The following is a 21,867-nucleotide window of genomic DNA, read 5'->3' as shown; positions in this document are numbered from 1 at the left end:
TACTGGTTCTTATATCCCCTAGTAGGAGTGATAGGATATATAGTACAGGCGAAGAATTTAGGATACGAGCTTTCGTTAGTTTATTCTTTAATAAATCTGAGCATTATAATTATCCTTTTACTGATTCTGTTTTTGTATTCAAGGTTAAAACTGAAGATGAATTTCATTAACGGCACTATGGGTATTGGAGACATCTTATTGTTGCTTTTTCTGAGTTTTATTTTTCCAACAACAACCTTTGTAGTGCTTTTTGTCTTTTCACTTTTTTTCTCTCTTCTCATCCATTATTTTTTAAAGAATACCGGTACACATAAAAATGTACCTTTAGCGGGATATATTGCTCTATTTTTTTTATTTATTTATGTAGCTTCATTTTTTCTGGAGCCTTATTATTTGTATTCATAGCCAATGGAGCATAATTTCAACATTCCTGTCGAGTTACAGCAACTCGTCAATGCGGAACAGGCTTACCATTATCGGATAGTGCCCGAATCCAAAACTACGGAAGTCACAACATTTAAAACAGACAACCCCAACATTGACCAGTTAAAATCGGAATTGTTCATATTATTAGGGTTACAGGTAGAGTTGGTAGCAGAAACCAGTGAAAACATCAGCCGTTATCTTTCGACTAATTACAGAAAATCGAACCATTCCCGCGTCTCTGAAATCCATTATTCAACGGATTTCCTTGAAAAAATATTACTTTCAGCAAAAGAAACAGGAAGCAGTGACATCCATCTGGAGCCTTATGAGGCAAAGGCAAGAGTTCGCTTTCGTCTTGATGGAAAACTTAAAGAGCAGTTCCATATAAGCCTGGAAGAGTATCCGATAATTGTCAATAAAGTTAAGATCCGTGCACAACTGGATATTTCTGAAAAAAGATTGCCACAAGATGGCCGTATAACCGTTACTACAGAATATGAGGATTTTGATGTGAGGGTTTCGGTACTTCCTACCCTGCACGGTGAGAAAATAGTGCTAAGGATTTTGAGTAAAGATACCGACCATATCGCACTGGAATCGATTGGCTTTACCCCTAAAGAACTAAGAACTTATCTGGAAGGTATAAGAAAGCCTAATGGAATTGTGCTGATTTCCGGACCTACGGGGTCGGGAAAAACTACCACATTATATGCGACTTTAAAAAAGCTAAATCTGCCGGATACAAATATACTTACTGTAGAAGACCCTATAGAATATACTCTCGAAGGTATCAATCAGGTTCAGTTAAAGGAAAACATAGGCCTCGATTTTGCCGCTACACTCCGAACTTTCCTAAGGCAGGATCCGGATATCATCATGGTTGGTGAGATTCGTGATGTCAACACAGCCAACATGGCAATCAGGGCAGCATTGACCGGCCACCTTGTACTTTCCACTATACATACTAACTCCGCCTGGGCAACTGTATCACGACTCATTGATATGGGAGTACCTCCTTTTCTGATTGCAAGTACTTTGAATATAAGTATCGCGCAAAGACTGGTTCGTAAACTATGTAATAGCTGTAAAACACAAAAGCCGATCCATCAGGATTTGTTCCCTACCGGTTTTAAAATTCCTGATACCTTAACATATCATTATGAAGCTACAGGATGTGAACAATGTTATCATACCGGCTATTCCGGACGTAAAGCAATTTATGAGATACTTCCGGTAAACAAAGAGCTGATGGCATTAATAAAATCAAACACGCTATCCATTGACCACTATTTGCAGGAAAACACTATACAGACCCTCCAAAAAAATGCAATTGACTTAATAAATGACGGCACAACTGCAATAGAGGAAGTTTTTTCTCTGTTAATGGAATGATTTAATATATTTGACGTGATTAGAAAGTTACTAGAAAAACCTTACATGAAATACCTACTCCCTGTTTTATTTTTTTTTGTTTCAACTTTTGTTTTTTCCCAGGAAAATCAACGAATCGATAATCTTCGCAATAACATTGAAGCAATTGCTGCGGATAGCCCGGGTTTAACCCAGAAAGTCAATATTAATATTAAGGAAAGTTCCCTTTCAGATTTTTTGCTTGCGGTAGCCGATATACATAAGGTTAATTTAAACGTTTCACCTGCCCTTAAACAAATTAATATAGTCAACAATTTTACCGATGTAGCAGTAGCCGATCTTTTAGTATATCTGTGCAAAGAATATAAGTTAACCATTGATTTTACAGGTAACATTCTTTCGATAAAACCTTATGAGGCGCCAAAACCCGTTCCTGTAGAAAAAAACATAGAGGCTAGCTATGATCCCACCAGCGATTTATTGACACTAAACTTAAAAGACGATAAACTTTATGATGCTTTTAGGAAAATAATGGACATATCAGGTAAAAATCTTGTATTTACACCTGGAATGGAAAACCTTAGCCTAACAGCATATATTAAAAGTATGCCTTTTGATGCAGCACTAAACAAACTGGCTTACGGCAACGACCTTTTTGTTACAAAATCAAGAGATAACTTCTATCTGTTTGATCGTGACGGCTCAACAGGAAATTCAGCGACCGGTAATGATTCTTCCACTGCTGCGATCAAACAGAGCAGACCAATGAAGTCCCGTAAATCCAATTTCTTTTTCACTATCATTGATAAAGACAAGCAGCTGCTTGAAGTTGATTTTGAAAATACCCCTATTGCCAGTATAGTATATGACATAGGCACAGAGCTTGGAATAGATATGTTTATTGCAAGCCCTCTTGAGAATGCAGGTAATGCAACTGTCAAGGCCAGACACATTACTTTTGATGAGCTTTTAAGCAAAATTTTTGCTTCAAATTCGCAAAATTCCGCACAACCAACTACTAATACAACTTCTCGAAATTCCGCGCAATCAGCCAATTCCCAATATATTGATGGAAATACCGCAGGTATGTCAATGCCAGCGGCAGGATCGGATACCTACAGCTTTCTAAAAAGTAATGGAATATATTATTTCGGTACAAAAACACAACTCACCATCCGAAATGTAAAATCTATTCCAATGATGCACCGCTCTATTGAACTTATGGCAGACCCGGACATAGTGGAACGAAATGTAGGCAGAACATCTACACCAAATTATACCAATTATAATACTGGTGGCTTCAATACCACGGGAACCGGACAAACTCAAAACACGCAAAGCCAAAATACAAACCGTGATAGTAAGCCTGCTGAATCGATACTTACAATTATACCTGAGGAAGTAAAAAGGGATCTCGATATCAAAGTAGATAAGGAACTGAATAGTTTTATAGTGAATGGCCCTGCAGAAAACATCCAACGTTTTGAATCTTTTATTCAGTATATCGACAAGCCGGTTCCTGTTATATTAATAGAAGTGATGCTGCTTGAAGTAAGTCGAAGCGCCATAATAGAAACGGGCATACAGGCAGGAATTGGCGACAAGTCGGCCACTACTCAGGGATCTGTATTTCCTTCGGCAGATATAACCCTGGGAGCCAATACCATCAATAACATTATTAACCGTTTTGACGGCTTTGGTTCGCTTAATATCGGTAGTGTTGTCCCTAACTTTTACCTAAGCCTAAAAGCGATGGAATCAAATGGAGACCTAAAAATACGCTCCTCACCAAGACTATCCACACTAAATGGACATAAAGCACATCTATCTATTGGCGAGACTACTTATTATGTGGTAACCAACCAAAATTTTTATGGTTCGCAAATCCCTCAGGCATCAGAAATTAAGAATTACCAGCCTATAGATGCTGAGCTATCAGTTACCATACGTCCATTGGTTTCAGGTGATGGGCAGATAACACTGGATGTTAAAGTAATACAATCAAGCTTTAATGGAGACCGAATTGACAAAGATGCCCCTCCGGGTATTAATTCAAGGGAATTCACTTCACTGATCAGGGTACGCGATCAGGATCTTATTGTTTTGGGAGGACTTGAAGAAAAGGTAAAAAATGATTCGGGAACGGGTGTTCCTTTGCTGGCCAGGATACCGATCATAAAATGGCTATTTAGTTCGCGTAAAAGAGAAGATTCCAGAAAAAAACTGACAATACTTATAAAACCTACAGTCATATACTAATGGCAAAAACTCTGGACACATTATTGTTGGGAAAACACTATAACGGCATTGAGTTCTTTTCTGTCAACAATGAAGAAAAAATTGCCTTTCTTCAGGTTGAAAAGAAAAAGGACAATCTTGATATTTCTAAAAATGAAATATTTAATGACCGCGACACCTTGTTCAAAGCGAAAAATAAACTACCAACAGTTATTATATTGAACAATGGTAATGTATTACAGAAAGAAGTACAATTTTCCGATTCAAACGATAAGAAACTCGTAAACAAGGCATTTCCAAATTTGCAACTGGAAGACTTTTATTATGAAATCTGGCGCACTGGTAGTGGCGCACTAGTTGCAATATGCCGTAAAAGTTACGTCGATGGTCTTATTTCCTCTTTAAAGGAGCATTTTAAGATTGCACGAATAAGTCTGGGATTGTGTTCACTTGATAGCATGATGTCCTTTACAATTCCTGACACAATTACAACGAACACTCATACGATCACTCCGCAAGGAGATACTCTCATCCAGACAGGAGTTAATTCTCCTATAATTATGGAAATTAATGGATTATCCATCGAAAATAATTACATCCTGAGCTTTGGCGGTATCCTTGGGTTGTTCTTATTTAGAAATACCAACGGATCGATACAGCAAATAAACGACTTTCTTCTTGAAGATTTTAAGCAAGGTAGCTTTTATGAAATAGGCCTCAAATCAGGAATTGGACTGATGTTAGGAATTCTTCTTCTGAATTTCATTGCTTTCAGTTATTATTTTGACAAAGCCAATGCAGCTGATGAAGCCATAGCCTTAAATAAAGCTGGTATAGAAACTATTGTGAAGCTGAGAGAGAAGATCAAAAACAAAGAATTGGCATTGAATGGTATATCGGATCATTCTATATCCAGAAGGAGCTTATTACTCAACAGTATTGCCCAGGGTATACCCTCAACGGTTTCCCTTTCAGGATTAACTTATAATCCACTCGAGAAAAAAGTCAGAGAAGACGAGGCAATCCTATTTCAGGAAAAACAACTGATCATAGAAGGTACTACACTAAGCAATGAAGATTTTTCAAATTGGATTGCTGCTTTGGAAAAACTCCCTGATATTAAAAAAGTCACAATAGCTAACTTTGGAAAGAATGCCGAAGGGGAAACATATTTCTTGCTAAAAGCGATTGTAAAATGAAATTAAACAAGAAAAACAAAATACTACTGGCAGGACTGGTAGTGGGATTTTATATTTGTTATGCCTTTGCCATAAGCAAAACGTTACACTATTATAATCATTTTAAAGAGCAGGAACAACTTTTATCACAAGATTTCAACAATCCGCAAATGCTGCAAAAACTTGTGCAAAAGGACCGACAACTTAACACCGTTTTATCACAATATAATTTTAACAGTAATGATTCATTTCAAAACCAGTTATTAAAAATGCTCACCCGCTCCAGCAGGGACAATAACCTGAGAATAATAGACTTTCAGGAACCTCATACCATTACTCAAAATGAAGTAGTAACTACTAGCTATATTTTTTCTCTTGAAGGAAACTATAATAGTATGCTCTTGCTTTTAAACGACATTGAAAATAATCCTTCCTGGGGAATAATCAAACATACCGATTTTGTAAAAAAGAAAAATTATAAAACAAATAGCGATTATCTCACTCTAGAGGTCATCTTACAAAAAACAGAATCAAAAAATGCCGGTTAACCCGTTACATAAAAAAAAATTATGAGAATCTTATATTTTTTTGCGTTGCTTTTTACTGCAATGTCCTGTCAGACAACAAAAATTAAAAATAAAGAATACAAAATATCAGCAGCTACAGTAGAGATTGGAAGTGTCGGGACAGAAAGCTCATTCAGCAAACTCAATTATGATTTTGATACGCGGCTTTTTCCTTTATTTGAAAACAAGATCAGGCTGGATGTACAATTATTACCCTTTAACAAAGCAGTAAATAAAATATATACCGCTAAAAATAAAGTAAATCAGCTACCGAACAAAATTAACTATATTGATAGCTTACCCGATAAGCCAAGGTTTGTGACTGTTACTTTCCTTGATTATGCCGGAATCATTGACGAGCTTAATGCACCCCATAATAAAAAAGTGGTCAATTATCTTAAAGATATTAGTAAAGCATCTATTATTACCAGCGTAGCGCTAGTGCTTCCTAATGATCAGCTTTCCAAAATGGAACAAGCCGATTCGTATTACCTTATCAATGAAGACAAAACAAAATATGGGATACTTCTGTATAAAGATGGTAAAAAGATTGATACGGTTGACCTGCAATTCTCAACCGTTCTTGCATACACCACCGGTAAATTCTGTTGGGCAATAAATGAAAGGCACAACTGGTACATTGGAGACATCGTAAATGAAGGCACATCATGCCCCGGAGATACGTATAGCAAGATAAAAGAAAAAGAAGAAGTGAATCTTTTCAAACTCTAAATATGATGAAAAAAATATATAGTTTAATAATACTGTGCGCTTTATTTGGGGCTTGTGAAGAAATTGTGCTGGAGACAGATATATCAGATCAGGCGGTTTCTCTCATCGCTCCATACGATGGTGCACAATTTGCATCAACAGGCATTACCTTTACGTGGAATCCTATTGAAAATGGCACGCAATATCAAATACAGATCGCTAGACCTGACTTTAATAATCCATTGCAGATAATTACCGATACTACCATTGATACAACTTCTTTTACAACCCAACTGAACATCGGACAATACGAATGGCGTGTAAGAGCTGTAAACAGTGCTTATGCCACACCTTTTACTACAAGATCTTTTACAATTGTCAGTAATGAGGATTTTCAAAGCAACTCCGTAGCGTTGTTGTCCCCAGCGAATAATATTATTACAAATACCGCTGCACAAAGCCTTTCATGGTCATCAGTTATCGGTGCAACAGCCTATCATCTACAAATAGTTGATAATACCAGTACAGTCATTTTTGAGCAGGATGTCATACCTACAAGTTACAACTATACTTTTCCCGAAGGAAACTATCAATGGAAGATAAGAGCTACAAACGGTAGCCAAAACACTTTATATTCAGCGCGTTCTTTACTGGTAGATACTACTGCTCCAAACACACCTGTACTGACAACACCTGCGAATCTCAGCAGTTCTTCTGACAGTGAGGTTACTTTTCAGTGGACAAGAACTCCTGTTTCGGGAAGTAGCGAGAAGGACAGCCTTTATATTTACTCAAATCAAAACCTGACAAATCTGGTTTATAAAAATTTACAGGGTAGTCCATATACTACCTCTACACTAAACAACGGTACCTACTATTGGTTTGTAAAATCTTTTGATGAGGCCGGAAACACAAGCCAACAAAGCACCGTTTTCAGCTTTACCCTTAACTGATGAAGAAGAAAAAAAACACATATCTGCTACTGGTCCTTGTCCTTGGTATTTGGGGTATGGTGATTTATCGTTTCTTTTCCTATACTAATCCTGAACTACCACAGGACGCAACGCCCCAACTTACAGTTACACCGGTTAAATCGAAAAAAAGAGAAATAATAACCATCGATGTAAACTACAGGGATCCCTTTTTAGGAAAAATGTATGCCCCTGCAACAGCCAATAAACAAATACCAAAAAAAAACAGGATAGTCGAACCCATACCATGGCCGCAGCTCATATATAAAGGTACTGTATCGGATATAAAAGACAAAAAGAAAGTATTCCTGGTTATCATAAATGGAAAATCCTATATGATGAAAGAAAAAGAAACCATAGAGGATATAACACTTAAAACGGGAAACAGGCATTCAATAACAGTGAAGTATAGGGGTGAACTGACAACGATAGCGATACAGGAATGAAAATAAGGTGGAAAGAAAAGATAAAATCCGGGGCATTACAATTTACCCTGTTTATATCCGTGCTTATTGCTTTGCTGCTTGCCGCAATTGTACTTTTGGCATATACCCACCGTTATTTTATTGAACAGTCAAAAGCAATAGTCAATAATATCCAGTTATCAGAAACCGGTATCATCATGCTTCAAAAACACGAAACTTTGAGTAATGACACGCTCTTGCCTGTATTGAAAGATGTCAGGGAAGATCAGTCAATAAAAATCCATCTTTCACAATGGGGTATCTTCGAAAAAGGTTTTGTGCAGACTATCCACCGCAAAAAAGTTTTTACAAAATGTGTACTTCTGGGGAGTGGTATCAACAAGGAGGACAGACCCAGTATATATCTTACAGAGAATTACAATCCACTTGCTGTTGTAGGGAATACGGTTGTAAAAGGAAAAGCTTTTCTTCCGCAACAAGGTATCAGGCCGGGCAATATTTCAGGGAACAGTTATTACGGCTCCAGACTAATGTATGGGATAATGGATAAAAGTGATAATAAATTACCTGAACTAAAGTATGATTACAAAAGAAAACTAAGGCAACTTCTCAAAGAGTACGAGCCCTTGAACATGCAAGACTATATTCCGCTAGGAAAAAAAAGCATTCTTACAAATTCCTTTAAAGAAGCAACCAAAGGATATTATAGTACCTCAGAAGTAGTTCTTGAAAATACGACAATAAGGGGCAACATAATTATTCGTTCCTCACAAAAAATTATTGTCCGTGCTACAGCAAACCTTGGTGATATAATACTCCTAGCACCAGAAATAATAATCGACGATGGTGTTTCAGGCAATTTTCAGGCAATTGCAGACAAATCAATAAGAGTTGGGCAGCATTGCAGATTATCTTACCCAACTGCTTTGGTATTGCTTGAAAATGAAAATCAGGTCTCTCCTCCTTCCAGGCAGAACGACATCTACAGCAACACTATTTTTATCAATAAAGGTGCTCTTGTAAAAGGTACAATTTGTTATTTTGATGAAGTGCTCCAGCAAAGGGATTTTAAACCGAATATCTGTTTTTCAGAAAAATCAGAACTTACCGGCGAGATCTATTGTGACGGAAACCTTGAACTTAAAGACAGTAGTGTATTTGGTACTGTTTACACCAACTACTTTATAAGTAATGAGGGCGGGACTGTTTTTGTAAACCATCTTTATAATTGCGAGATTAACAGTGAAAAATTACCCGAAGCTTTTGGAGGCATCTTATTTGAAAGACAAAATAAAAACGTGATGCAATGGCTTTATTAAAAAAAATTAGATCTTCTACACTTATGGAAGCTCTTGTAGCCACAGTACTAATTGTTATCATATTCATGATAGCAAGCCTTGTGCTTAATAACGTGCTGCTAAATTCCTTTTCCAAAAACACTCATGCCGTAGAAACAAGAATCTCAGAATTAGAATACCAGATGCATTACGGCAACATACCTCTGCCCTATACAGAAGAATTCAAAAACTGGAATATCAGCATAGAAAAAAAAACTATAGGAAAATATTCCTGGATAACAGCCATAGGAGTTAACAAAACCAATAAAAAGGAAATTATCAAAACAAGGCTTAATGAAGCGGAATAAAGTCAAATCATTCACATTATCCGAAATGCTCGTAGTAATGGTTATTACCGTTATTGTGGTAGGACTAGCTTTTAGTGTGCTAAACCTTGTTCAAAAACAAATAAGGGGAATCGAGAAGAATTTTAGAAAAACAACTGAATTGAGCCTATTGGAACAACGCCTATGGCAGGATTTTAATGAGCATGATTTCATCAGTTACAATGATGGAAAGTTATTTATGAAGTCGGTATCGGATACCGTAAATTATGATTTTTCAGAAGGATATATTTTGCGAAACACTGACACTATACCGCTTACAATATCAGTAAGTAAAACCTATTATATGGGACATGAAACTACATCAGGTTCAATTGATGCTTTATCCCTGGCAGCAGATAAAGAAATACCTGATTATGCTATTTTTATCTCTGCTAAACATGATGCATCACATTTTATAAACAACAATGGCTTTTAATCTCAATAATTCCACGTCCCCTTCGGCTCCTAAAAATACAGCCAGCGAAATTGAACGTCTGCTAAAAACAGAGATAGTTCTATTCGGCAGCGGCTTTCCTAATAAAAAGAAACAGTCTTTCTATATGGAACTTGCTGTGTTATTAAAAGCCGGGATAACAATAAAGGAAGCTTTAACCCTTATAATTGAGTCGTTTAAAAAGAAAAATGATAAGGAAATGCTTGAGGGTATCCTGAATAAGATTGTTAACGGAAAGCCTCTCTCTGAAGCGCTAAAAGCGTCCAAATATTTTACTGAATATGAATATTATTCCATCAAAATTGGAGAGGAGACCGGAACAACCGCAAGGGTATGCCATGAACTTGGTGTTTTCTATCAACGCAAAAATGAACAGCAGCGTATTGTAATATCGGCCCTTACCTACCCTTCTATAGTTTTATCTACAGCTATACTTGTTGTGTTATTTATGCTTAGTTATGTAGTACCAATGTTTGAGGACATCTTTAAACAGAATGGTATGGAATTACCATTCCTTACACGGGTAATCATAAAAATGTCAGCTTTTACAAAATCGTATGGTCTACTGTTTATCTTCACCATTGTAGTTTTTGTTATTTCCGGAAAACTCATGAAAGATAATTCTAAATACAAAAGAACATTACATTATATACTCCTGAAAATACCTGTTTTTGGATCGTTTTTATCAAAAGTATATATAACACAATTTACACAGGCAGTGGCACTTTTAACCACTAGTAAAGTACCAATGCTAAACAGCATCCAGATGGTTAGTAAAATGATTCAGTTTGTGCCATTACAGGATGCTCTGGAAAAAGTTGAAACCGGTATCTTAAAAGGACAAAGCTTAAGTGAAAGTATGAAAGAAAATAAGCTATTTGACAGCAGGATCATATCCCTTGTTAAGGTCGCGGAAGAAACCAATCAGACCGAATATGTATTCAATCAGCTCAATGAGCAATACAATCAGGAAGTAGTGCAACAATCGAAAATAATGGCAACCATTCTCGAACCTTTTATTATAGTTTTTGTAGGTGTATTAGTGGCTGTATTATTGATTGCAATGTATTTACCTATGTTCCAACTAAGTAGTGCTATAGGATAAAAAATACCAGCTATATCTTTTACCATAGAAGAAAGCATCCTGATACAGGTTATGGTATCATTGTAAAGGTAAACACAACTCAAATACGACATAATAGACAGCAAGTTTATGACTGGCATCTCTAACCACCATAAACAAAATACACCTACATCATTAAGTAATGACTTAGGACTTATTAGTGCCGTGTTACAGCTAATTGTTGCCTTACTGGTTATTGTTGGGGCGGGACTGCATTGGCTTTGGAACGATTGTAGAAACAAAAAGGATGAACATTGTTCATCTCTTTTTCTATTATTCTAAATATTGTTTCAAAACCCGTGTCTCCATCTCTTCTGATGGCCATATTTCAATTCTATAATAATCATTATCTGTATCATGTGCTAAATCTGTCTCTTTAACACTTGATAAATTTGAGCTATATATTCGCACTCTATATTTACCTGGTATTACTTTTAACTCTAATTGTATCTGATTATCAGGGCAATTTAAAATTTGCAATTCACCTGAATTAATATCAATTCCTCCTTCTACAATATGGTTAAACAAGCCATTTTCTAAAATATTAGTAGATCTATCTAAAATAATTATTTCTCCTTTAATATTACCGTAACTTTGAGTACGGATGCCAATTATCCCATATTCTAAAGCTAATCTTTCCGAAAAAGCTTTATCAGTCCAAAATTTTGAAGAGTTTGTGTTTGCTGTACATTTTTTATCTTTAATATAAAACTGATTATACTCAGTATGAAAACTTAAACTATTTATAGGCATTATGTTCTTTTTATTGATTGAGCATGACATGCTCAATATTAATATTAAAAATATTTTTTTCATATAGATTTTAAGGGGTAACTAGAAGACCACAACCTCCACATTCAAACGTGGCCAATCCAACAATTGCTTTATAAATTATATAAGCTGCCGTTGCAGTTCCAACTGCTGTCGCCACACCCCTAGGTGTTAGAATGGGGTTATAGTTAATTTGGTCATCATTAACAGGTGCTGGTCTTTTATATGGAGCAGGAACCCTTCCTGGCTCTCTTTCTTTTTCAATAGGAACAGGAAAAACAAGAAAAGAGTCTCCAGATTCTAATGTACTATAAAGACGACTTAAACTTCCTCCCTGAGATAGATTTTCAGATGCAGGAACATAAGCTACATCAGCATTTGAACCTTCAATTGTAGATGCATACGGATATTCATCTCTATGAAAACCTGGTTTAGTAGTAAGTCCACTATTTTTAAAATTTTCTTTTCTTCTTTCATCTCTTGCCTTGGTATTAGAGTCATAATGTAAAACATTAGGTTTTCCTTTTCTAAAAGAATTTAATGTATGTCCATAAATAGAAGGAGTTCTAGACTCATATACAAAATGTATTCCTTTAAAGCCTTCTTTATTGTCAAGTTGAGTTTTTATTGAAGTAAAAGCTTTCTTAGCATCTTCACCAGTAAATCTAACACCTCCAGTAATATTCTCTATATCTCTTCCATCTGGGTCAATATGACTAAGTGGGTCATTTATAGCATAATTATATGGTGAAAACTGATAATATTTCTCCGCCAATGGGTCAATATTAAACCATCTACCAATTGCAGGGTCATAATTCCTTGCTCCATAATCATAAATTCCAAGTCCCAGCTCGTCTTGTAGCTCTTTACCGTTGTACTTAATCTTTTGCGCTACACTATTTCCCCCTGTATTTGTAAAATTATAACCTTTATGCGTAAGGCCAAAAGGATAATAATTGTTTTCTTCAATAATTTGGGTGGTAACGTTATAAACTTCAAAATTTAACAATTTAAAGTTTGTTGTAATATTTAATTGTGTACTTGTTTCTTCTTTATCCAAAGTTAGATTAATTATACTTTGTTCCTTTACAACATAATCAAAATTAAGCGTTTGTTGACCTGGTGCCAGACGAGCTATCAGGTATTCAGTCCACAAACCTGTTACAGGATTTGCCTCTGATATAAAAATTCGTACTGCATCAGTTGTTCCCCTGTCAGCGATTACGTTAAACCTAAAGCGTTGCCCCGGTACAGCCGTGTTGCTAATATTTTTCCTTACCCCTTGATAAGCCCCAGTTGCGCTTACCACCATAGCCCCAGACTGGAGGACAGATGTTGCTCCTCCTTTTACTATAAAGCCTCCTGCCGAGGAATCAAATGTGGTACTTGAGAGTAATTTAGTTGTAGCGGTATAACTCGTCCTTACATTTCCCAAATGATCTTTATACTGGTAAATATAGTCAAGTTTACCTTGACTATTCTTTATAGCATATCCTTCGTTATGTGGTATAAATTGAAGCTCTGCATATTGATCCGATGGTGTTTTTTGGTACACAAGTGTACCATGATACTGCGTAATAGTAGGTGTTCCACCAATAGTTTCAGTCACCCTTTTTTCAAGTTTTTTACCTGATGCGTCATAAACATAGTTTATAAAACTACCCTCACTAAATGTTATGGTAGTTGGAAGATTAAGATGATTATACATTATACCGTGTGTTGTCGCACTACCGATGCCTTTATTTAAATCTCTTGTCATGTTACCATTATCATCGTACCAATAATCCTTTACTCCGGTTACAGACGCAACATTCCCATCTATGAAACTCTCAGAGGCTGTACCAGTATCATTCACGTTGTCTAGCTTATTTCCAGTGTAAGTATATGAAAGTTGGTCAATAGTATTAGATGTTGTACCGTTTGAAAGCCACCCCCCCCGTGTAAGGTTTGTTATATTTCCATTTTTATCGTACTGTATTGTTTCATTATAAGGTTGGGAAGTTCTAGCCCTTGATAAGAGATAATTACTTGTACTGGTAAGCCTATTAAGGTCGTCATAAAAATAATCGTAGCCTCTACCTCTTGGACTACCATCGTTAGGTGTCATAGAAAGAAGATTACTTATATTTCCATTATAAAGTGCTGAAGCTCCGGTCTCATAGCTCAAATTTAATGTAAACAATGAAGTATAATAACCTGGGTAAGCTGTTTCAGGGGTATTTATGCTTTTGAGCCAACCTCTTATATTATAATCATAATCTACTACTTGTAAACCATTTACCTGATCATAAATATCATTTGGATTATAATAGCCTCCCACCTTTTTTTGAATTAACTGCCCTAATTCATTATATTTATTGAATGCTATTAATTCTAATGAGCTATTATTAGAACTTTTTTGGGTGTGTGTGAGTGCCCTACCGACATGGTCGTATGTATAGTAATCCGTAATTGTTAATGGATTCCAGTATGTTAAACTTGACGTAGTTATTTTTTGATTACTATTAAAGGAGGTTTCCAACACTAATCCCGTTATTGGCTCCAATCTTATTTTTGTGTTTGAATCATAATCTAAGTAGTTGTCTTTGGTATACTGATAGATGGGTTTTGCTTTTTTATCATATGCTGTAAAATTGGTAATCCATTTATCTGTATCTAATACCCTCACCACTGAACCCGTAGGAAGAGAGTTAACATTCGCAGTTACGTTATTGGTTCCATAAACAGATGTTGGTACTAAGGCTTGGTTAGCAAACCTATAGTCATCATAATAATTTACAGTAAGTAATTCCATACTCGTTGTTGGTACAGCATGTAATGTAGTTGGATAAGAACTATTTGTATAGTATACGCCCTGAGTATTCATAGTAAAACCTACTGCTGTTGTACTGGTAACATTTAATGTTGGCCATGCATTTACCGCCGTTTGTATTGTAGCACGGCTTACATTGTTGGAAAACTTGCCTGTTAAGGCAACTCGGTTAAATTTATCATATTTAGTAAAAAGCCACTTACCAAGATTCCTTAATTCTTTGTCCTGTGTAAGTACAACCCTGTCCAGGCTATCATATACCAGATATTCCCAGCCTTTTCCAGGTAATTTCTTTTCTACAAGACGGTTTTTATAGTCATATTTATATTGATAGCACAGATTGTCAAGGTCAGCTGCACTTATACTTGTTATACCGACAGAGCTATTGGCTAAGGGAGGTATTACATATGTGAGGTTACCATATTTGTCATAAACATAATAAGTGTCATGAGGAACTCCGGCATTAAATGACCTTTTTAAAATAATCCTGCCTTGTTTGTCTTTGAACTCCTGCGATGTCTTATTGTCTCCCGATGTGCTGGTCCAGTTTTCATTTTTGGTAATTGTCTTGAATAACTGATTGGCTTCATAATCTGTAGTTACAATAAGCGATGGAGCTTCTGTGTTTTCTATCCCATTTACTATTGGAAAATTTACACTAAATTTTCGCACTTCATTACTTAAATTACTTGAGTAAACTAATTTAATAGTATGGTCGGCATCACTGTTCGGATCGCCGAGCCATGCAAGACCTGGAGCTGTCTGCTCCATTATCTTATTCAGAGGTGAGGCTTCAAAAAATTTTTCACTATAAGGATTAGTTTCATTTATGCCATAAATACCTTGGTAATATGATACAGTTTTACTTTGAAGCCCATCTTCATAATTCAGATCATTTAACGATGATGGATAGGGTAAATAATTCCTGCTTTCACGACCTAAAGGGTCATACTCAAAATATTGTACAATATTTTTACCAGAAGGTGAAGCTTGGTAATTTATCTGGTGTGCAGGGCGCCCAAGCCCATCGTAAAAAATTTTGGTTATCTGTGCTTGCTGTACCGTAGGGTTAATTATTGTATTGGTTGTAGCGATCTTATATTTAGTCGACTTAATAAAAGTTCGATCCATTACCTGTGCAAAACTAAAAACAGGTAATAGTAACAGGAGTAAGAATTGTTTTTTCATGGTTTGGTTTTAGTTCATTTTGTATTGGTATTCAAACTCTTCTAAAATATTTCCGTCAATATCTTTAATACTTTTTACATAGAGTAAATTATTATACTCATAAAAAGTTGTATAATTTTTTTCGTCGGTTATACTAGTAACTCCTGCAATGTAATTGTGTGTATACGTTTTTATTTTCAGTGTTGGGTTGGATAAGAGTAATGCATCTCTCATACCATTTAACTGGACACGTAAGTTGTTTTCAGACGGCCCATTAGGTCCTGAATCGATATCTAAATCTGATATATTTTGTAAATTTGATACATAAGGCTCAATAGTACTATAAGGTGCTCCTTCAATTATAGCAATAGGTAATTGCTTATTATATCCCCATATTATACTTACTGGTATACCTTTCTCTTTATTATACTCCAAAAGTTTACCATTCGCATTACCGTTGCTATCAGTATCATATTTAACATAGGTTAACAATCTCTCCATTTGGCCTACCGGAGGAGATGTAACGCTTGGTAAGCTATTAGGATACTTGGCTGCATATTCATATTTTACTAGTGGAAGATTTCCTGTTGATACATCATTAGCATAAATGTTCTTCTTCGCTGTAAGTTTTTGTGTATTACGATAGGTTTCGGTAAGTATGACCGAATTTATCCTATTGGCAGTTATAAGTGTAGACATTTGTGGGTCGGTTGGGAGATCGTTAGGGTAGTAGTATCTAACAATCTCATTTTCATTACTTACAGATGTATTGGCAGTTTCACTTGCTAACTGGTTATAATTATTATATGTGAAAGTTTTAGTTTCAACTACAGGATTATTACCCGAAGAATCGTAAGTGGTAAGCTCAGTTTTTACAGGATAATAATTATACTTAAAGATCTTATTAGAAGCTACGAATTGAAGAGCACTACCGACATTGCATCCATAAGAGTTTGTAAAAATTATCTGTTTTACAAATTCATTAAACCTGCCTAAATCTGTCCTAAAGAAGATATTTTTTTTTCGCAACAAAATATTATTTGATTTATAATCAAACACAGCTGTTTCAAATCCTCTTTCCAATTCAAGTGATGAAAATGGCATATATGGATCATCTCCTGTAATCCATCCAATACTTCCTAATGGTGCTTGGTCAAAGTGACTGACTCCATTTATATCAACACCATAATTTGTAAAATAATGTTTGGTGTAAGAGCCGTCGGCATTTACTTCTGTCACTTCATTATAGCCTATATGTGAACCTCCACTGTAGCTGTAATTGGCTGCAGTGTAAAGACTTGTCTCTCCATACGTCACAGTAGTAGCGCCTGTATAGCTCACTCTATTAGGACTGTAAAAATTATACCTTGGTGTACCATTTAATACACCACTTGATGAAAGAGTTGAAGGATTAGTCGAGGAAGAATAGCCTGTCACATAATAATAATTTTTCTTATCTGACAATTGACCTGTCGCGCTATAATTTCTCACTTCTCTAATCCTGCCCCCACCAGCATAACCTGTAATTGATGCAAGCGAATTACGGGCATTTGAAACTACTTTTGAATAAGAGTTAGCCTCCCATGTAAATTCTGTATATCCTCCGGCAGGATACCTTATTTTATTGAGAAGTCCTTTAATAGTATATGTTGGATTGGGTTCTTTAAGATTATAAATTTGTGATGCTGATGCACCAGTAATGTCAATATTGTTGTAAAAACCCCAATGATCCGTATAATTACCATTAAAACCAGGCAGAGTTTCTAATGCGTCATAGCTAAATGTATAATGTTTAGAATTAGGTCCTCCTGTACTTTCTTGGAAGCTTCCAAGAGTAAGTCGTTGAATAGGTGAGCTTATATATCCGAAATTATAAGATCTTACATATGCGCCGCTAAGATTATTGTTATTCCTAACCACAAAATTATCAAGTTTTTTCCACTGCAGGTTAGCAATGTTTTTGTCAATTAAGGTTAAGTTAGGGTCCTGAGGATTCCAAGGATTGAGCTGCAGATCAGTATATCGGGTAATGTTTTGAGCTACAGAACTTAAAAACTGGATTGTTTCGGTACTAGAGGTTATTTTCTGCAAATACATTGGAAAAATATAACTACCAGATAGTTTCGTCATATTGACAGGCTGAAAACTAAATTCAGATCCGCTTTGGGATAACCCTCCATTAGTTACACAAGTGGCGTATTTGTTTATAAAAGTGCCGGAAAGCGCACAGTTAATATAATCTCGATTATATTGAAAGTTAACGGTATTGCCATAAACATCGGTTACCTTTTTAAGAAGCCATGAATCTGCCCTTACACCAGGAAATGGTGCTGCTCCGTAAGGGGAACTAAATTCTACTGCATCACTTCCTCCAAATGTATATTTGCTTCCGTCTTCCATGGTCAGTGTAAAACCAAGAAACATTCTAGGTTGTAAAGTAGCCTCATTGTACCCAAGTGTATAGCTGGGTGTATATTGATTTATTTCAGCGATAATCTGAGTTGGCTCCAGAAAGCCATCCATTTCAATTTTTATATTTTCGTTTGATATTACTACCCATCCCAAACTTGGGCCAGCATAATAAAATTTACCACTATGTCCAAAAAAATTAAATGTAAATTCATCCGCTTCTACATCTGTGTCTACAGCTTCTCCGGGTTGTAAAGTATAGTAATTATGAAGTGCTGATGACGAATACCAATCAGTAGTGTTATTTACTTTTTCACTTCCAGATATTTGCGAAGATGCATTCGGATAATATGGAACTATAGCTCCTTCACTTGTACTCCCCCCAAATTCGTCAAGTTTTCCTTTTAAAGTGCGTGAAATTATTCCATAGCATTCTATATTCCATCCTAGACCAACCCATCCAGGATGTTGATTAGGCTTTACAGATGCCGGATGATAATTTAAACTAATTGGTAATTTTATTGATCCAGACACAATGGTATGCAACGGTATAGAAATTCTGGGAGAACCCGTAAATAAATTTACAGGAACTTCTCCATACTTGTCAATAGCAGCAGCATTTGGGCTTTGAATTTTAGGTACGACATCCGATTGCGCAGAAATTGTATTAAAAAAAAACAGGCAAATAATTACACTAAAATATTTAAACATGGCAGATTGATTTTGATACAAAAATATAAAAATAATCTTACGAAATATGGATGGAGGGAATTTTACAGCTATTTCCACAACTACAATAAGGGAAAAAAAATAAAATGTAAAACTTATTCAAAACTGCAAGTTTACTGCAATCCTATAGTTTTCTAATATTTCTGTGGATTAAAATAATTATCTTTGACTTCTTTTCGTTCTTCGTCTTTTAAGCTCTTTGTACACATCATCAAAATTATTCTCCACCCTCATTAAAATGTCCAAAAAATTAGTCAGACCTTTTATCCCCATAGAGGCACTATGCTCATGCAAAACATCAGTTAATTCTTTTCGCGAATAATCGATTTCCTGTCCAACCTTTTCTTGTTTCATTACTAGCATATCCTGCAATCCTTTCGCACTATAATCCTTCCCTATGCTGCTCCCATTAAAAACAGATTTAGTCTTATGGTCAACAAATGTAACACCATACACCAACCCTTCGGCATTCTGACGCAAGACTGTATCAACACCCTCCTTTTGAAGTTGCCTCAAAAGTTGAGGCAGAATAATAATTTTACCATTTAGAAAAACTGAGTCAATCGAAGTTTTGATCCTGGCTTTATCCGGTTGCCGCTTTATCTCATTGACAATAAATTTCTTTTCCAGATTCTTCAATGTTGGCTTATCATAAAAACATGCTGGCCTTTATTGGAACGCCAATGCGGTTTCCTTTTTAATCAAGTGCATGGTACAGCAATCCATTATGCTTCGCAACCCTAGAATTTCCTGTTCCCTTGTCAGCTTCAATATTGTACAGTTTTAGCACTGCATTTAGTTCTGGCAGGCTTGTGTACTTATAATTGTTTACTACAAAGTTTAGTACATTATCAATTGCTTTTTTAGTTTCTGTTTTGCCATATTGGACTCTTGCTGAAACAGCCTCTGGTTTGTATTCCTTCTTTTTTTGGTTCTCCGCTTTTACAAGATTGAAGACCTCTTCAATTTCCTTGCGTGCCGGTTCCGATATGTCTTTGCCGATATTGTGCATGGCAATCCGCTTTCCATTTTCCATTACATTAGTGGTTGTAATATGTAAATGAGGATGCCCTGCATCGTGATGTTGATAGATTAAATATGGCTGATTTCCAAAACCAATCTTATCCATATAATTCCCTGCTACCTCCAATAATTTTTCTTTAGGCAGGCTTGCCTCACTTGGGGTCAAAGTTCAGTGAGATATGAACCGTGTTGCGCTTCACATTCTCATTGAGCTTGCATTGCTTGTCAAGTCGATTCAGCTTTATTGAATAGGTTAACTTCTCGGCATCCACAGGATAATTTCCCTGGCAAATGCATTCTGCTTTGCCTTCCTTAATCTTCTTTTCGTTGTAGTTAAGCATCGACCTGATAGAATGCCTAGTCTTGATTATTGCAACCATCTTTTAGAAAGCTTTTGAAGTTGTTCTTTTACCTCATTAATCTTAGAGAACATTGCTTTCTTTTGGCTGTCAAAAAGAAGCAAACCTTTAATTTCAGCTGCTTGTGACGCTGCATTTATCTTCCTGACCAGCTGGTTAAAGTTGTTACCAATAGCATTCAGCTCGCGGTTAAGGGGCTCATTTGCATGATGGCTTCATCAGCTGAAGCATCCCTTGTGAGGGTGGTGATTGGTTTGCTGAATAAGCAGTGCCTCACATAGTCGCTTACGCTGCGACAGGTAGTATTCTTGAAGTGATTTTCAAGGGTAGTAAATTCTTTGTCAGTAAGGCCCACATAGATACGCCTTTTACGGTTGTTGTCTTCAGCCTCCATAATATCCTTTCATTGATTCAACAGCTGTAAAGCATATCAGTGTCCCCCCCACGACTCCGGAGTATGGGGCAGCAAGATGCCGTTGTCCGACAACGGGGCATCTTGCCATTGCCGCGGACAAGGCAATCGACCACAGCCTTTTCTATGCTTCAAACTAATGTAATACGGTTCAGAGGATAAAAACAATTAAGGGTAAATTTTGACTAGGATATTGTAATTTGGTTAATCCATTTTCTATTTATAAAATTGCAGAATTGACCAATCACCTTATTACCATAGCAGAGTTCCTAACAACAAATGGCGCTTCTCACTATATCGAAAATATAATTATCGAAGCAAATATGAACTTGTTTTGGTATCTCCTTATCTACAGATTTCGAAAACATTTTTTGAGCGACTCAAAGATGCCTCTAACCGACGTGTACGAATCAAAATCATTTATGGCAAAGAAGATTTACACTCCAACGAAAAGGCTCTAATTGCAGAACTTAACGGTATAGAACTTTACTACTTTGAAAATCTACATGCGAAGTGTTACTATAATAAAAATAGTATGGTAATAACTTCAATGAATATGTACCAATTCTCCGAAAAGAATAACCGTGAAACGGACATACTGATAGATTCAGAAAGCGATTCAAGACTTTATCAAAAAGCCACTTCTGAAGTAAAATCAATTTTGCAATCTGCGGATTAAAAAATTTTTAATAACAGATTTACAAAACCTGAAAGGAATTTTGAAATCCAAAAATCACATCGGACTGCACGGGTTAAAACTGGTTTTTGTATTCGTTGTGAAACCTCAATCCCTTACGAACCCGCAGCACCATATTGTTACAATTGCTACTAGACATAGGCTAATTTTTAAAACCCATTTTACGAAGAGAACGTCTGCCACAAATGCGGAAATGAAGAGAGCACCATGATGGCACGCCCAAGGTGTTACAGCTACTATAATACATTAAACTTTTAATTATTACTTCCAAAAGAAATTCTCATGACTAAACACATTTTTAGAGTCACCAACAGGCATGAAAAAGGCATCGCATATCTCAGTACTTTAGTGAATCAAATATT

General features: G+C 36.0%; 19 protein-coding genes. 12 read left to right on the top strand and 7 right to left on the bottom strand.

Annotated elements, in window-relative coordinates; translation table 11 throughout:
• Nucleotides 1–80 precede the first annotated feature (80 nt).
• A complete protein-coding gene (locus DEU42_RS17380) occupies nucleotides 81–281 on the bottom strand; it encodes a hypothetical protein (RefSeq protein WP_147278130.1) in 201 nt (66 codons plus the stop codon).
• Nucleotides 282–408: 127 nt separating this feature from the next.
• On the opposite strand from DEU42_RS17380, the gene DEU42_RS14170 reads away from it, so the two are divergent.
• From DEU42_RS14170 to DEU42_RS14120, 11 genes are read left to right on the top strand one after another with little or no spacing between them, the layout of a single operon-like run.
• Nucleotides 409–1,818 (top strand): GspE/PulE family protein, encoded by a 1,410-nt coding sequence (locus DEU42_RS14170; RefSeq protein WP_114758967.1) that lies wholly within the window; start codon nucleotides 409–411, stop codon nucleotides 1,816–1,818.
• 45 nt (nucleotides 1,819–1,863) lie between these two features.
• Complete coding sequence (locus tag DEU42_RS14165; RefSeq protein ID WP_114758966.1) at nucleotides 1,864–4,056, top strand: type II secretion system protein GspD; 2,193 nt, start codon at nucleotides 1,864–1,866, stop codon at nucleotides 4,054–4,056.
• A complete protein-coding gene (locus DEU42_RS14160; RefSeq protein WP_114758965.1) occupies nucleotides 4,056–5,234 on the top strand; it encodes a PilN domain-containing protein in 1,179 nt (392 codons plus the stop codon). The genes DEU42_RS14165 and DEU42_RS14160 overlap by 1 nt, the downstream gene beginning before the upstream one ends.
• The gene (locus DEU42_RS14155) at nucleotides 5,231–5,761 is read left to right on the top strand and encodes a general secretion pathway protein (protein ID WP_114758964.1); all 531 of its coding nucleotides are present in this window, start codon (nucleotides 5,231–5,233) and stop codon (nucleotides 5,759–5,761) included. Before DEU42_RS14160 ends, DEU42_RS14155 begins: the two co-directional genes overlap by 4 nt.
• 21 nt (nucleotides 5,762–5,782) lie before the next feature.
• Nucleotides 5,783–6,511, top strand: a complete 729-nt coding sequence (locus DEU42_RS14150) for a hypothetical protein (protein ID WP_147278129.1) — start codon at nucleotides 5,783–5,785, stop codon at nucleotides 6,509–6,511.
• A 2-nt stretch (nucleotides 6,512–6,513) separates the two neighbouring features.
• Nucleotides 6,514–7,443 carry a hypothetical protein gene (locus DEU42_RS14145; RefSeq protein ID WP_233506696.1) on the top strand — a complete coding sequence of 310 codons (930 nt, stop codon included), beginning with the start codon at nucleotides 6,514–6,516 and terminating at the stop codon, nucleotides 7,441–7,443.
• Entirely contained in the window at nucleotides 7,443–7,907 is a 465-nt protein-coding gene (locus DEU42_RS14140) for a hypothetical protein (protein ID WP_114758962.1), read from the top strand. The genes DEU42_RS14145 and DEU42_RS14140 overlap by 1 nt, the downstream gene beginning before the upstream one ends.
• Nucleotides 7,904–9,205, top strand: a complete 1,302-nt coding sequence (locus DEU42_RS14135; protein ID WP_114758961.1) for a hypothetical protein — start codon at nucleotides 7,904–7,906, stop codon at nucleotides 9,203–9,205. Before DEU42_RS14140 ends, DEU42_RS14135 begins: the two co-directional genes overlap by 4 nt.
• Nucleotides 9,193–9,531 carry a hypothetical protein gene (locus DEU42_RS14130; RefSeq protein ID WP_114758960.1) on the top strand — a complete coding sequence of 113 codons (339 nt, stop codon included), beginning with the start codon at nucleotides 9,193–9,195 and terminating at the stop codon, nucleotides 9,529–9,531. Before DEU42_RS14135 ends, DEU42_RS14130 begins: the two co-directional genes overlap by 13 nt.
• Complete coding sequence (locus DEU42_RS14125) at nucleotides 9,518–9,985, top strand: prepilin-type N-terminal cleavage/methylation domain-containing protein (RefSeq protein WP_114758959.1); 468 nt, start codon at nucleotides 9,518–9,520, stop codon at nucleotides 9,983–9,985. The genes DEU42_RS14130 and DEU42_RS14125 overlap by 14 nt, the downstream gene beginning before the upstream one ends.
• A complete protein-coding gene (locus DEU42_RS14120; RefSeq protein WP_114758958.1) occupies nucleotides 9,975–11,108 on the top strand; it encodes a type II secretion system F family protein in 1,134 nt (377 codons plus the stop codon). Before DEU42_RS14125 ends, DEU42_RS14120 begins: the two co-directional genes overlap by 11 nt.
• Nucleotides 11,109–11,399: 291 nt before the next feature.
• On the opposite strand, the gene DEU42_RS14115 is transcribed toward DEU42_RS14120, so the two are convergent.
• The 6 genes from DEU42_RS14115 to DEU42_RS17675 form a co-directional block, all read right to left on the bottom strand.
• Nucleotides 11,400–11,942 carry a hypothetical protein gene (locus DEU42_RS14115; RefSeq protein WP_147278128.1) on the bottom strand — a complete coding sequence of 181 codons (543 nt, stop codon included), beginning with the start codon at nucleotides 11,940–11,942 and terminating at the stop codon, nucleotides 11,400–11,402.
• A 7-nt stretch (nucleotides 11,943–11,949) separates the two neighbouring features.
• On the bottom strand, nucleotides 11,950–15,897 hold the full coding sequence (locus DEU42_RS17475) for a DUF6443 domain-containing protein (RefSeq protein ID WP_158537884.1): 3,948 nt from the start codon (nucleotides 15,895–15,897) through the stop codon (nucleotides 11,950–11,952).
• Nucleotides 15,898–15,906: 9 nt separating this feature from the next.
• Nucleotides 15,907–18,996, bottom strand: coding sequence for a hypothetical protein (locus tag DEU42_RS14105; RefSeq protein WP_114758956.1), 3,090 nt, complete (start codon nucleotides 18,994–18,996; stop codon nucleotides 15,907–15,909).
• A gap of 177 nt (nucleotides 18,997–19,173) precedes the next feature.
• A complete protein-coding gene (locus DEU42_RS17685; protein WP_233506694.1) occupies nucleotides 19,174–19,653 on the bottom strand; it encodes a hypothetical protein in 480 nt (159 codons plus the stop codon).
• Nucleotides 19,654–19,711: 58 nt separating this feature from the next.
• Nucleotides 19,712–20,203: a relaxase/mobilization nuclease domain-containing protein gene (locus tag DEU42_RS17680; RefSeq protein ID WP_233506693.1), complete on the bottom strand. Its 492-nt coding sequence runs from the start codon at nucleotides 20,201–20,203 to the stop codon at nucleotides 19,712–19,714.
• A 371-nt stretch (nucleotides 20,204–20,574) separates the two neighbouring features.
• Nucleotides 20,575–20,790, bottom strand: a complete 216-nt coding sequence (locus DEU42_RS17675; RefSeq protein ID WP_114758954.1) for a hypothetical protein — start codon at nucleotides 20,788–20,790, stop codon at nucleotides 20,575–20,577.
• Nucleotides 20,791–21,043: 253 nt separating this feature from the next.
• Between DEU42_RS17675 and DEU42_RS17780 the strand changes: the two genes are divergently transcribed.
• The gene (locus tag DEU42_RS17780; protein ID WP_410501024.1) at nucleotides 21,044–21,487 is read left to right on the top strand and encodes a phospholipase D-like domain-containing protein; all 444 of its coding nucleotides are present in this window, start codon (nucleotides 21,044–21,046) and stop codon (nucleotides 21,485–21,487) included.
• The last annotated feature ends 380 nt before the right edge of the window (nucleotides 21,488–21,867 follow it).

The organism is Flavobacterium sp. AG291 (assembly GCF_003350375.1).
Classification (GTDB): domain Bacteria; phylum Bacteroidota; class Bacteroidia; order Flavobacteriales; family Flavobacteriaceae; genus Flavobacterium; species Flavobacterium suzhouense.
Note: the sequence above shows the minus strand (reverse complement) of the source record. Positions and strands in the feature narration are given on the sequence as shown.

Bases quoted from the DNA above. Each gene is read 5' to 3' on its own strand.
- DEU42_RS17380 (WP_147278130.1), bottom strand. From the start codon at position 281: ATGAGAAGAGAGAAAAAAAGTGAAAAGACAAAAAGCACTACAAAGGTT.
- DEU42_RS14170 (WP_114758967.1), top strand. From the start codon at position 409: ATGGAGCATAATTTCAACATTCCTGTCGAGTTACAGCAACTCGTCAAT.
- DEU42_RS14165 (WP_114758966.1), top strand. From the start codon at position 1,864: ATGAAATACCTACTCCCTGTTTTATTTTTTTTTGTTTCAACTTTTGTT.
- DEU42_RS14160 (WP_114758965.1), top strand. From the start codon at position 4,056: ATGGCAAAAACTCTGGACACATTATTGTTGGGAAAACACTATAACGGC.
- DEU42_RS14155 (WP_114758964.1), top strand. From the start codon at position 5,231: ATGAAATTAAACAAGAAAAACAAAATACTACTGGCAGGACTGGTAGTG.
- DEU42_RS14150 (WP_147278129.1), top strand. From the start codon at position 5,783: ATGAGAATCTTATATTTTTTTGCGTTGCTTTTTACTGCAATGTCCTGT.
- DEU42_RS14145 (WP_233506696.1), top strand. From the start codon at position 6,514: ATGATGAAAAAAATATATAGTTTAATAATACTGTGCGCTTTATTTGGG.
- DEU42_RS14140 (WP_114758962.1), top strand. From the start codon at position 7,443: ATGAAGAAGAAAAAAAACACATATCTGCTACTGGTCCTTGTCCTTGGT.
- DEU42_RS14135 (WP_114758961.1), top strand. From the start codon at position 7,904: ATGAAAATAAGGTGGAAAGAAAAGATAAAATCCGGGGCATTACAATTT.
- DEU42_RS14130 (WP_114758960.1), top strand. From the start codon at position 9,193: ATGGCTTTATTAAAAAAAATTAGATCTTCTACACTTATGGAAGCTCTT.
- DEU42_RS14125 (WP_114758959.1), top strand. From the start codon at position 9,518: ATGAAGCGGAATAAAGTCAAATCATTCACATTATCCGAAATGCTCGTA.
- DEU42_RS14120 (WP_114758958.1), top strand. From the start codon at position 9,975: ATGGCTTTTAATCTCAATAATTCCACGTCCCCTTCGGCTCCTAAAAAT.
- DEU42_RS14115 (WP_147278128.1), bottom strand. From the start codon at position 11,942: ATGAAAAAAATATTTTTAATATTAATATTGAGCATGTCATGCTCAATC.
- DEU42_RS17475 (WP_158537884.1), bottom strand. From the start codon at position 15,897: ATGAAAAAACAATTCTTACTCCTGTTACTATTACCTGTTTTTAGTTTT.
- DEU42_RS14105 (WP_114758956.1), bottom strand. From the start codon at position 18,996: ATGTTTAAATATTTTAGTGTAATTATTTGCCTGTTTTTTTTTAATACA.
- DEU42_RS17675 (WP_114758954.1), bottom strand. From the start codon at position 20,790: ATGGAGGCTGAAGACAACAACCGTAAAAGGCGTATCTATGTGGGCCTT.